The organism is Candidatus Pseudomonas auctus (assembly GCF_048654275.1).
GTDB classification, from domain to species: Bacteria; Pseudomonadota; Gammaproteobacteria; order Pseudomonadales; family Pseudomonadaceae; genus Aquipseudomonas; species Aquipseudomonas pharyngis.
On record NZ_JBJYZK010000002.1, the window covers coordinates 345,649 to 358,306 of the forward strand.

Below are 12,658 nucleotides of genomic sequence, written 5' to 3' on the forward strand. Positions count from 1 at the left end.
GACATGGTCGCCACTGCCGTCCACGAAATGGGCCTGACCGTGCAGGAGATCGCCCAGAACGCCGGCAACGCCGCGCTCGCCTCGCAAACCGCCCGCGATGAAGCGATGCAGGCGCGGGAAGTGGTTGGCGGTTCGATTCGCCATATAGAAAGCATGTCCGATGAAATTGGCGTTGCGGCCGGCGCGGTGGGTGAGTTGGCGCATCAGGTGGCGTCGATTGATCAGGTGCTGGCGGTGATTCGCGGGGTGTCGGAGCAGACCAATCTGTTGGCGCTGAACGCGGCGATTGAAGCGGCGCGGGCCGGGGACATGGGGCGTGGTTTTGCGGTGGTGGCCGATGAAGTGCGAACTTTGGCGCGCCGGACTCAGGCGTCTACCGACGAAATTCAGCAGATGATCGGCAGCCTCAAACAGGGTGCGGAGAATGCGGTGTCGTCGATGCGCACCGGGCAGGCTGCGACGGGTACTGGAGTCGAATCGAGCCAGCGTACCGGGGCGTCTTTGACTGCGATCACCGGGCAGGTCGAGCGCATCAGCGACATGAACCATCAGGTGGCGACGGCGACCGAGGAACAGTCGGTGGTGACCGAGGAGATCAACCGCAACGTGCAGGGCATTTCCGATCTGGCCCGGGCGACGGCGGGGGAGGTCCGCGCCTGTCGTGAGGATTGTCAGATGTTGCAGAAGCTGGCGGATGATCTGGCGCGGCAGATGGGTGGGTTCAAGTTGAGTTGAGTTAAGTGCCAAGATCCAAAGAGCCCCTCACCCTAGCCCTCTCCCAAAGGGAGAGGGGACCGATTGGGGGATGCTCTGGAGATGCGTCGACCTGAAAGTGCTTTGCCGAATCCATAATCAAATCGGTTTTTCAGGTCGATGTACGGCGCAAGACACCTCGGTCGGCTCCCTCTCCCTCCGGGAGAGGGCTGGGGTGAGGGCCGGCTTTAGAACCACGCATCCTGCATCCCCAGACACGTATCATCCCGCGCCTCCAGCAACGCCAGCTCATGCTGGCACCCCGGCACTTCCCACGTCAGGAAATACCGCGCCGCCTGCAACTTGCCCTTATAGAAGTCGGCGTCCGCCGTGTTTCCCTTGGCCAACCCTTCCTCGGCGCGAATCGCCTGCTCCAGCCAGCGCCAGCCAATCACCGCGTGCCCGAACACCTTCAGGTACAGCGCCGAATTCGCCAGACTGCTGTTGACCTTGCCCTGAGCCAGGTCGGTCAGCAGACCGATGGTCACCGTCTGTAGGCGCGCCACCAGTTTCTCCAGTGGCTCACGCAGTGCGGTCAACGATTCGTACGCCACCGCGCGCTCGGCGGTGTCGGCGATCAGGCGGATCAGTTGCTTGAGTCCGGCACCACCGTTCTGCGCCAGTTTGCGTCCCAGCAGGTCCAGCGACTGAATGCCGTGGGTGCCTTCGTGGATCGGGTTCAGGCGGTTGTCGCGGTAGTACTGCTCCACCGGGTACTCGCGGGTGTAACCGTGGCCGCCGAGAATCTGGATCGCCAGTTCGTTAGCCTTCAGGCAGAACTCGGAGGGCCAGGATTTGACGATCGGTGTCAGCAAGTCCAATAGCTCATGAGCCTGTTTGCGCTCCGCTTCAGTCTCAAGCGTGGTGGTGTCATCGAACAGCCGTGCCGCATACAGACCGAGATCGAACGCACCTTCGACGTAGGATTTCTGCGTCAGCAGCATCCGTCTGACATCCGCGTGCTGAATGATCGCTACCGGCGCCGTCGTCGGATCCTTGCTGTCCGGCACTCGGCCCTGCGGACGTTCGCGAGCGTATTCCAGCGAGTACAGATAACCGGCATAACCGAGCATCACCGCGCCCATGCCGACGCCGATCCGCGCCTCGTTCATCATCTGGAACATGTAGCTCAAGCCGTGATGCGGCTTGCCCACCAGATAACCGACGCACTCGCCGTTATCGCCGAAGTTCAGCGCCGTTGACGTGGTGCCGCGCCAACCCATCTTGTGGAACAGCCCGGCCAGCAACACGTCATTACGTTTGCCCAAACTGCCGTCATCGTTGACCAGAAACTTCGGCACGATAAACAGCGAAATACCTTTCACCCCGGCCGGCGCGTCCGGCAGTTTGGCCAGCACCATGTGCACGATGTTTTCCGAGAGCGGGTGATCACCGCCGGAGATGAAGATCTTGTTGCCCTTGAGGCGATAAGTGCCGTCGGACGAAGGCTCGGCGCGGGTACGAATATCCGACAGCGACGAGCCGGCGTGGGGCTCGGTCAGGGCCATGGTGCCGAAGAAGCGGCCGTCGATCATCGGTTGCAGGAAGCGTTGCTTCTGCTCTTCGGTGCCGAAGCTTTCGATCAGGTTGGCCGCGCCCATGGTCAGGAACGGATAGGAAGTCGACGCCGCGTTGGCCGATTGGAAGTGGGCGAAGCAGGCCTGGGACAACAATGTAGGAAGTTGCATGCCGCCGGCGTCGAAACTGCGCGCCGCGTTGAGGAATCCGGCTTCGAGGAACGCATCCACCGCCGGTTTCACCTCGGGAATCAGAATCGCCTGACCGTTCTCGTAGCGCGGTTCGTTCTCGTCGCCCTTGCGGTTGTGCGGCGCGAAGTACTTCTCGGCAATGTTGCGCGCTGTACCGATGGCGGCATCGAAGGTTTCGCGATTGTGCTCGGCAAACCGCTCGCGCCGGGTCAGGCCCTCGGCATCGAGGACTTCGTACAGCTCGAAAGCCAGATTGCGGGAACTGAGCAGCGTCTCGGACATGGCGGCCTACCTTTTTTTGGAATGGGCCGAGTCTAGGCGTGCGAATAAAGGCTGAACAGGAAGATTGATAACGGTGATGGAGAGGCCAAAAAAATGGGCGCCGGTGAGGGCGCCCATTTTTATGTTGCTGACAGAGTTGCTGATTAACCGATGGTCATCAGGCTGGCGTTACCGCCCGCCGCCGCGGTGTTGACGCTCAACGCGCGCTCGATCACCAGACGCTCCAGCGCAATGTTGGTCTCGCCCTGGGACAGGCCCTGAACCCCGACGATGGCGCCGGCACGCTTGGCGATCTGCTGGCAGACCGCGCGCAACTGGTCGGAATGGCCGTGATGCAGAACCGCATCGAACACCACGTCGTCCTTGTTCCAGTCGGAAACCAGTTTGATCCGCGCCTGAATTTCCTTCGGCAGGCGTGCGAACAATGCCTTGCTGGTGTCGGATTCCGGCCAGACCGCCGAACCGCCTACAGCCAGTACCGCCGCGAGTTGGGTCAGCAGATCACCTTCGATGTCCGCCAGGCACAGCACGTGCTCGCGCGGCAGGATCGCGTAGCTGTTCTTCTCGCCGGTCGGGCCGGCCAGCACGCGGGTGATACCGCTTTGCGACTGGGCTGCGTACTGCACGCACAGAGTGCTCAGATCGGCGAACTTGTTGCTGTCGGCCCAGGCTTTCAGAGCGGTCAGCGGTTTGCTCATGGCGTCGCGCAGACGAACGTCCGGCGCCACGGCAGCATCACCGCGAGCGAAGGACTGTTCGATGGCATCCGTAGGACGCGTCGACAGCAGGCGGTACAGGTACAGCGGGCCACCGGCTTTCGGACCCGTACCCGACAGGCCTTCGCCACCGAACGGCTGGACGCCGACCACCGCACCGACGATGTTGCGGTTGACGTAGACGTTACCGGCGTTGACGTTGTCGATCACCTTGGCGATGGTCTCGTCGATGCGGGTGTGCACGCCGAGGGTCAGGCCGTAACCGGAGGCGTTGATCTGGGCGATCAACTGGTCGATCTCTTTACGCTTGTAGCGCACCACGTGCAGCACCGGGCCGAAGATCTCGCGTTGCAGCTCGTCGAAGCTTTCCAGTTCGATCAGGGTCGGCATGACGAAGGTGCCGCGTTTGACTTCCTCGGCATCGGCGATGGCCACCTGATACACGTTGCGACCTTTGTCGCGCATGCCCTGGATGTGCTTCTCGATACCGGCCTTGGCTTCGGCGTCGATCACCGGGCCGATGTCCACGGACAGACGCTCCGGGTTGCCGAGACGGCTTTCAGCCATCGCACCTTTAAGCATTTCGATGACGCGATCTGCGGAATCTTCCTGCAAGCACAGGACGCGCAGGGCCGAGCAACGCTGGCCGGCGCTGTCGAAGGCCGACGACACCACGTCGATCACCACCTGTTCGGTCAGTGCCGAAGAGTCGACGATCATCGCGTTCTGGCCGCCAGTTTCGGCGATCAGCGGAATCGGACGGCCCTGGTTGTCGAGGCGACCGGCGATGTTGCGTTGCAGCAGACGGGCGACTTCGGTGGAGCCGGTGAACATCACGCCTTTGACGCGCTCATCGCCAACCAGACCGGCGCCGACGGTTTCACCGCGACCCGGCAGCAGTTGCAGCACGCCTTCCGGAATCCCGGCTTCGAGCAGCAGACGCACAGCTTGTGCGGCGACCAGCGGAGTCTGTTCGGCCGGTTTGGCCAGCACCGGGTTACCGGCGGCCAGTGCGGCGGCAACCTGACCGCTGAAGATCGCCAGTGGGAAGTTCCACGGGCTGATGCAGACCACCGGGCCCAGTGGGCGGTGGGCGTCGTTGCTGAAGTCGTTGCGAGCCTGCACCGCGTAATAACGCAGGAAGTCGACCGCTTCGCGGACTTCGGCGATGGCGTTGGCGAAGGTCTTGCCGGCTTCGCGGGCCAGCAGGCCCATCAGCGGCTGGATCTCGCCTTCCATCAAGTCAGCGGCACGTTCCAGAATCGCGGCACGTTCGGCCGGCGGGGTGGCCTGCCAGATCGGTGCGGCGTTCAGGGCGCATTGAATGGCGTTGTCGACGTCTTCGACCGTGGCTTCCTGCACATGGCCGACCACGTCACGCAGATCGGACGGGTTCAGCACCGGTGCCGGCGCTTCGTTGCTGGAGGCGCAACCGAGCATCGGCGCGGCTTTCCAGTTGTTGTGCGCGGTCGCCAGGAGGGCGCAGGACAGCGAGGCCAGACGATGTTCGTTGGCCATGTCGATGCCGGCGGAGTTGGCGCGCTCGGAACCATACAGGTCACGCGGCAGCGGAATGCGCGGGTGCGGCAGGCCGAAACCACCTTCCACGGTCGCCATCTGCTCGATCTGTGCAACTGGATCAGCCACCAGTTCCTGGATCGAAATCGACTGGTCGGCAATGCGGTTGACGAACGAAGTGTTGGCGCCGTTTTCCAGCAGACGACGTACGAGGTACGCCAGCAGGGTTTCGTGGGTGCCGACCGGAGCGTACACACGGCACGGACGGTTCAGCTTGCCTTCGGAAACTTTGCCTACAACCTGCTCGTACAACGGTTCGCCCATGCCGTGCAGGCACTGGAATTCGTACTGGCCCGGGTAATAGTTCTGACCGGCAATGTGATAAATCGCCGACAGCGTGTGGGCGTTATGCGTGGCGAATTGCGGGTAGATGACTTCCGGCACCGACAGCAGTTTGCGCGCGCAGGCGATATAGGAAACGTCGGTGTACACCTTGCGGGTGTAGACCGGATAGCCTTCCAGGCCTTCGACCTGGGCGCGCTTGATTTCGCTGTCCCAGTAAGCGCCTTTCACCAGACGGATCATCAGGCGATGACGGCTGCGGCGAGCGAGGTCGATCACGTAGTCGATCACGTACGGGCAGCGCTTCTGGTAAGCCTGGATCACGAAACCGATGCCGTTCCAGCCGGTCAGTTGCGGCTCGAAGCACAGGCGCTCGAGCAGATCCAGCGACAGCTCCAGGCGGTCGGCTTCTTCGGCGTCGATGTTCAGGCCGATGTCGTATTGCTTGGCCAGCAGGGTCAGCGACAGCAGGCGCGGGTACAGCTCGTCCATCACGCGCTCGTACTGGGCACGGCTATAACGCGGGTGCAGGGCCGACAGTTTGATCGAGATGCCCGGGCCTTCATAAATCCCACGGCCGTGGGACGCTTTGCCGATCGAGTGAATGGCTTGTTCGTACGAGGCCAGGTACTTCTGGGCGTCGTGTTCGGTCAGCGCCGCTTCACCGAGCATGTCGTAGGAATAGCGGAAGCCCTTGGCTTCGAACTTGCTCGCGTTGGCCAGGGCTTCGGCGATGGTTTCGCCGGTGACGAACTGCTCGCCCATCAGGCGCATGGCCATGTCGACGCCCTTGCGGATCATCGGCTCGCCGCTCTTGCCGATGATGCGGCTCAGGGAAGAAGTCAGGCCGGCTTCGTTGTGGGTGGAGACCAGTTTGCCGGTCAGCAGCAGGCCCCAGGTTGCGGCGTTGACGAACAACGACGGGCTGTTGCCCAAGTGCGGCTGCCAGTTGCCGGTGCTGATCTTGTCGCGGATCAGCGCATCGCGAGTGCCTTTGTCCGGGATCCGCAGCAGTGCTTCGGCCAGGCACATCAGCGCCACGCCTTCCTGGGACGACAGGGAAAATTCCTGCAACAGGCCCTGAACAATGCCTGCACGACCGCCGGCACTCTTCTGGTTACGCAGTTTTTCCGCGATGGTTGCGGCGAGTTTGTTGGTAGCTTCGGCCATCGGCGCCGGCAGGCGCGCCTGCTCGATCAGCATCGGCACCACTTCCGGCTCGGGGCGACGGTAAGCGGCGGTGATCGAGGCGCGCAGCACCGATTGCGGCAGGATGCTTTCAGCAAATTCGAGGAAGCATTGGTGCGCGTGATCGGTGTGGACTTCACCTGCGTCGTCGGTGTCCTTGGCGGACAAACCGTTCAGCTCGGTCAGGGTTGCACCACCCTCGAGTTTTTCCAGGTAATTGAAAATTGCCTGCTTGATCAGCCAGTGCGGTGTGCGATCAATCGAGGTTGCGGCGGCCTTCAGGCGCTCGCGGGTCGGGTCGTCAAGTTTGACCCCAAGGGTGGTGGTAGCCATATTTTTATCCTCATAGGTGCCGCAGTTGCGCGACAACAGCTGGCGGCAAGATTAGCCGCGAGCCGAAACAGGTGCAACCGGGTGCAACCCTTTTTTGTCGGAATATTCTGCAGCTCGTCAGGAAATAATTTCTGGTACGAAAGTGCTGCTCTTGCTTGGTGCTTTTGCTTCTAGAAAAGCGTTGTCACTGCGTTAAAAGGGAGCAAAAAGCCACTTCCGTAGGATAAATCCGACTGGGTGCAACTAATTCTCAAGAAACTGGTTGCACCTGTTTTACTTTGTTGCATAGGATTCGCGCCCAAGGTGCAACCGGGGAAACCCGACGCACCGGCCAATGGCTTTCCTGGGGAAACATTGGTCATAAATGCGCGGCCGTGCGAATCGTCTGTCAGACGTCAGTCTGCAAACGGTGCAACCGCCGCCGCTACATAAAAACAAAGCCAGGGCACGTACGTAATGAGCGCAAGCAATCCAACCCTGATCACGTTCGTGATCTACATCGCAGCAATGGTCCTGATCGGCTTCATGGCCTATCGCTCCACCAACAACCTTTCTGACTACATTCTCGGTGGCCGCAGCCTGGGCAGCGTGGTGACGGCATTGTCCGCCGGCGCTTCCGACATGAGCGGCTGGTTGCTGATGGGCCTGCCGGGCGCCATCTATATGTCCGGCCTGTCCGAAAGCTGGATCGCCATCGGCCTGATCGTCGGTGCCTACCTGAACTGGCTGTTCGTCGCCGGCCGTCTGCGTGTTCAAACCGAGCACAACGGCGATGCGCTGACCCTGCCGGACTACTTCTCCAGCCGTTTCGAAGACAAAAGTGGTCTGCTGCGCATCATTTCGGCAGTAGTGATTCTGGTGTTCTTCACCATCTACTGCGCTTCCGGCATCGTGGCCGGGGCCCGCCTGTTCGAAAGCACCTTCGGCATGTCCTACGAGACCGCGCTGTGGGCCGGTGCTGCGGCGACGATTGCCTACACCTTCGTCGGCGGTTTCCTCGCGGTGAGCTGGACCGATACCGTACAAGCCACGCTGATGATCTTCGCCCTGCTGCTGACGCCGATCATCGTGCTGCTGGCTACCGGCGGCGTCGACACCACGTTCCTGGCCATCGAAGCACAGGACCCGAGCAACTTCGACATGCTCAAAGGCACCACTTTCATCGGCATCATCTCGCTGATGGGTTGGGGTCTGGGCTACTTCGGCCAGCCGCACATCCTTGCGCGCTTCATGGCCGCTGATTCGGTGAAATCGATCGCCAACGCCCGTCGCATCTCCATGACCTGGATGATCCTGTGCCTGGGCGGCACCGTGGCCGTGGGCTTCTTCGGTATCGCCTACTTCTCGGCGCACCCGGAAGTCGCGGGTCCAGTGACCGAGAACCACGAGCGTGTGTTCATCGAACTGGCGAAGCTGCTGTTCAACCCTTGGATCGCCGGTGTGCTGCTGTCGGCCATTCTGGCGGCGGTGATGAGCACCCTGAGCTGCCAGTTGCTGGTGTGCTCGAGCGCCCTGACCGAAGACTTCTACAAGGCTTTCCTGCGCAAGAACGCTTCGCAGGTTGAGCTGGTATGGGTCGGTCGTGCCATGGTGTTGCTGGTTGCACTGATCGCCATCGCGATGGCCGCCAACCCGGATAACCGTGTGCTGGGTCTGGTGTCCTACGCCTGGGCCGGTTTCGGTGCAGCGTTCGGTCCTGTGGTGCTGATCTCGGTGATCTGGAAGAAGATGACCCGTGACGGCGCTCTGGCCGGCATCCTGGTCGGCGCGATCACCGTGATCGTGTGGAAGCACTTCGAGCTGCTGGGTCTGTACGAAATCATCCCGGGCTTCATCTTCGCCAGCCTGGCGATCTACCTGGTCAGCCTGATGGGCCAGCCGAGCGCCGGCATGGTTCAGCGCTTTGAAGCGGCCGAGAAGGACTTCCATCTGAACAAGTGATGGGAATGAGCTGAGGCTCACAAGAAAACGGCCCGCGTCCTACAGGAAGCGGGCCGTTTTTTATTGCCTGCGATTTTTCCGAAGGAAAAGTCTGTAGTCGAATGCGCCGATTCTTGAAGGGGAGATCGAAGTTTCAAGTAGGGAAAATCTGATTTTTCAGTCACCCAACCTGCACCCCTTGCCCCTCATGCAGAATCGCCCGCCCTCAATCTGCAGAGAGACATCGGATGTTCGCGCCTGCCAATCAACCGCGTTTCACGTTGACCGTCGAAGGCGCCCAGTTTGACCTCAAAGTCCTTGAGTTCACGGGCAAGGAAGCCATCAGCCAACCCTTCCGTTTTGACCTGGAGCTGGTCAGTGAACGGCCGGATCTGGATCTGGAAAGCCTGCTGCACTGTCAGGCTTTTCTGAGTTTTGATGAAGACGGTTCCGGTATCCACGGTCAGATCTATCGGGTTGGGCAGGGGGATTCCGGCAAGCGTCTGACCCGCTATCACGTCAGTCTTGTTCCGCGTCTGGCCTATCTGGGTCACCGGATCAATCAGCGAATTTTCCAGCATCAGAGCGTGCCGCAGATCGTGACGCAGATCCTCAAGGATCACGCGATCCTGCGCGATGCCTTTGAGTTTCGCCTCGGCAGTGATTACCCGGCGCGTGAATATTGCGTGCAGTACGCCGAGAGCGATCTGGCGTTCATCCAGCGGCTGTGTGCCGAAGTCGGCATTCATTTCCATTTTCAGCACAGTCCCGATGGGCATCTACTCGTGTTCGGCGACGATCAAACGGTATTCCCCCGTCTGGCCGAGCCGACGCTGTACCTGCCGGGCAGTGGCATGGCTGCGGCGGCGCCGGCGATCAAGCGCTTCACCGTTCGAGTGGAAACCCGCACCAGTGTGGTCACCCGGCGTGATTACGACTTCAGCAAACCCCGGCTGGCGCTGCAAAGTCGCGCCGAAAGCGAGCAGCGCCCGGTGCTGGAGGATTACCACTTTCCCGGCCAGTTCACCGAGCGCGAAACCGGCAAGCAACTGGCCCAGCGCACCCTTGAGCGGCATGTCGCCGACTATCGTCAGGCCGAGGGCCGCAGCGATCAATCCGCTCTCGTCAGTGGACATTTCCTGCAACTGACCGAGCATCCGCGCCAAGATCTGAATGACCTCTGGCTGCTGACCGCGATCGAGCACCGTGGCCGACAGCCGCAAGTGCTGGAGGAATCGGTCACCAGCGAGGGTGACGAATTCCAGGGTTACCGTAATACCTTTCTCGCCACGCCGTGGGACGTGTTCTTCCGCCCGCCGATGGGCCCGGAAAAACCACGGATGCTCGGCTATCACCCCGCCGTGGTCACCGGCCCGCAAGACAGTGAAATCCATTGCGACGAGTACGGCCGGGTCAAGGTGCAACTGGCCTGGGATCGCGACGGCGAACTCAACGAGCATTCCAGCTGCTGGCTGCGGGTCGCCAGCGGCTGGGCCCATGACCGTTATGGCAGCGTGCTGATTCCGCGGGTCGGCATGGAAGTGCTGGTGGGGTTCATCGATTCCGATGCCGACAAACCGCTGGTCATGGGTTGTCTGCCGAACGCCGCCACGCCGGTGCCGCTGGATCTGCCGGCCGACAAGACCCGCAGTATTTTCCGCAGCCAGAGCAGTCCCGGCGGCGGGGGCTACAACGAATTGCGTATCGAAGATCGCAAAGGCGCCGAGGAAATCTACCTGCGCGCCCAGCGAAACTGGACCCAGCACGTATTGAACGATCAGCAGGTGCAGGTGGATAACCAGCGCAGCGTTGTCGTCACCGGCCTCGCCAAACACGAGCTGAAAGCCGATGAGCAGCGCATCACCCACGGCCAGCGCCAGACCGAGGTGAGGCAGGACGACCATCTCACGGTGACCGGCGACCGGCACATCCGTGTGAGCAATCAGGCGATCAACGCCAGTGCTCAATTCCACGTCAGCGCCGGCCAGCAAGTGGTGATCGACGGCGGGGCGAGCGCGACGATTCAGGCGGGCGGGCAGTGGATCAACATCGGCCCCGGCGGGATCTTCAGCAGCGTGCCGATCGTTGTGGGTGGTGCGCCGATGGCGGCGATGAGTGCGGCGCCGACGGTGCCGGGGTTGCCGGAAAAACTGGCGGCAGCCCCGGCTGCGATTCTGACTGCTGCGCAAATCATGAGCCTGAAAGGTGATGCGCCCTTCTGTGAAGAATGCGAGCGCTGCAAGGACGGTGTCTGTGCGGCCTGATCAATGGTTGAAGGATGAGCCGCTGAAAGCGACAGAGCAGTTGTTCGCGATTTTCAGTAGCGCCAGTGCGGTGGATCCGTTGAAAGCCTGGCCGTCGAATGCGCAGATGCCGAAACCGGTCTGGGTGGAAACGATCTATGCCGAGTGGGATGCGGTGATGCCCTACTTGGGAATCGTCGACGCGGGCAGTGAGTTTCTGGATTGGGTGGCGACCACGGAGTCTCGCGACTGGGGTTGGCTGGCGGTTTCTTCGGCGGGGCTTGAGGCGGTGGTCGAGCACTTTCGCAGTTTGACCCAGGTGCTGATGCCGGACGGGAAAGCGGTGTTCTTCCGGTTTTGGGATGGGCGGTTTTTGTTGCCGATCCTTGAGTCGTCCGAGGCGGATGCCGGGCAACTACTACCGGTCCTCACGCGAGGATTGATCAACGGTCAGACCGTCGAGATCGGGGGCAGGGCGCGGGTCTCGGGTCGGGAGTTTCCTTGGTGGCAGGTGCCGGAAAAGCTGCTGGCGCAGTTCGGCGATGATGCCCGGATCAACAACGCCTTGCAGTGGTTGAGCGAGGAGCAGCCGGCGTTGTTCGAGGCGTTTCCCGCCGATGTCTTGCGCTGCAAGGTTGTCAGGTTTTTTGCGGTTTCAGCGTCAGACGAATCGTCGGCTTCGGCATTGCTGGACTACTTGCGGGACGAGTCAGACTGAAATTTCCGGGCAAAGGCTTCGGACGTTTCCTGCGAGTTGCGGCGGTTTGCGTGAACTGGTGGGCGCGGAGATGCGGGGATAGTCTTTTGGCTGTCACCGCAAATTCGGTGACAGGGCGTGGAAGCCCTTTTATCGTTAGGCGCGTCAAGCTGCACCAGTCAGACGTTTTTGTCGTTTGAGTTTTTGGTGGCTGTGCGCGGGGCGCTTTCGAGTGCGCCGGGTGCCTAACGTCCCGGTCTTCCACACCTGCGTACAGCCGCCACCTAATGCGTGGAAGTGAGAGTTGGCGGCACCATCCAATACGTTAGGAGTCATTCCAGTGCCAACATTGAAACCCGATCCACCCTACGAACCCTTCATCCCCCATCCCGACAACCGCCTCATGGCGCTGACCAGTAACTGCAACGACATGCCCACGCTGTTCATCGACACCCACGCCCCGCTCGATGTCCTGATGGACGCCGCCAACTACCGCATCCGCGCCGTGATTCAGGTCCTGGAAAACATGTGCATGCGCGGCTCGGTCGAGTGCGACTCGGTCATCCTCAGCGACTTCGCCCAACTCTGCGTGATTCCGCTGCGTGACGGCTGTGATGTCTTGGATGTGATTGGCCGCAGGTTGCGTGACCGGCCTTAGATCCCATCCCCTCACCCTAGCCCTCTCCCCGAGGGAGAGGGGACCGACCAAGGTGAATAGGTGACGTACGCCGACCTGCAACTTCGGTGGTGAACTTGGCTTGGCCAAGCCTTAGGTCGCGGTGATTTTTCAGGTCGATGCAAACCGAAAGATCACCTCCGTCAGTCCCCTCTCCCTTTGGGAGAGGGTTAGGGTGAGGGGTTTCTCAAGGATGTACCCGACAGCAAGACCACCCACTCAGCCCCCAACCCCTGACTTGCCGCCCGGTAAAAGGTAAACTTCACGGCCCTCGCAGGAGC

General features: G+C 61.3%; 7 protein-coding genes. 5 read left to right on the forward strand and 2 right to left on the reverse strand.

Translation table 11 applies throughout. The annotated features are described in order from the left end of the window. Positions 1-3 precede the first annotated feature (3 nt). Positions 4-735, forward strand: a complete 732-nt coding sequence (locus ACKUG4_RS05155; protein WP_445433674.1) for a methyl-accepting chemotaxis protein — start codon at positions 4-6, stop codon at positions 733-735. Between the two features lie 206 nt (positions 736-941). On the opposite strand, the gene ACKUG4_RS05160 is transcribed toward ACKUG4_RS05155, so the two are convergent. Together ACKUG4_RS05160 and putA are read right to left on the reverse strand one after the other, a co-directional pair. Then, the gene (locus tag ACKUG4_RS05160; RefSeq protein WP_445433576.1) at positions 942-2,744 is read right to left on the reverse strand and encodes an acyl-CoA dehydrogenase; all 1,803 of its coding nucleotides are present in this window, start codon (positions 2,742-2,744) and stop codon (positions 942-944) included. Between the two features lie 143 nt (positions 2,745-2,887). Further along, on the reverse strand, positions 2,888-6,841 hold the full coding sequence (gene putA, locus ACKUG4_RS05165) for a trifunctional transcriptional regulator/proline dehydrogenase/L-glutamate gamma-semialdehyde dehydrogenase (protein WP_445433577.1): 3,954 nt from the start codon (positions 6,839-6,841) through the stop codon (positions 2,888-2,890). A gap of 456 nt (positions 6,842-7,297) precedes the next feature. On the opposite strand from putA, the gene putP reads away from it, so the two are divergent. From putP to ACKUG4_RS05185, 4 genes are all read left to right on the forward strand, one after another. Further along, positions 7,298-8,782: a sodium/proline symporter PutP gene (gene putP, locus ACKUG4_RS05170; protein WP_039766513.1), complete on the forward strand. Its 1,485-nt coding sequence runs from the start codon at positions 7,298-7,300 to the stop codon at positions 8,780-8,782. A gap of 227 nt (positions 8,783-9,009) precedes the next feature. Continuing rightward, positions 9,010-11,025 (forward strand): type VI secretion system Vgr family protein, encoded by a 2,016-nt coding sequence (locus ACKUG4_RS05175; RefSeq protein WP_445433578.1) that lies wholly within the window; start codon positions 9,010-9,012, stop codon positions 11,023-11,025. Continuing rightward, positions 10,970-11,722: a DUF4123 domain-containing protein gene (locus tag ACKUG4_RS05180; RefSeq protein WP_445433675.1), complete on the forward strand. Its 753-nt coding sequence runs from the start codon at positions 10,970-10,972 to the stop codon at positions 11,720-11,722. The genes ACKUG4_RS05175 and ACKUG4_RS05180 overlap by 56 nt, the downstream gene beginning before the upstream one ends. Before the next feature lie 319 nt (positions 11,723-12,041). Beyond that, positions 12,042-12,359, forward strand: a complete 318-nt coding sequence (locus ACKUG4_RS05185) for a hypothetical protein (protein ID WP_445433579.1) — start codon at positions 12,042-12,044, stop codon at positions 12,357-12,359. The last annotated feature ends 299 nt before the right edge of the window (positions 12,360-12,658 follow it).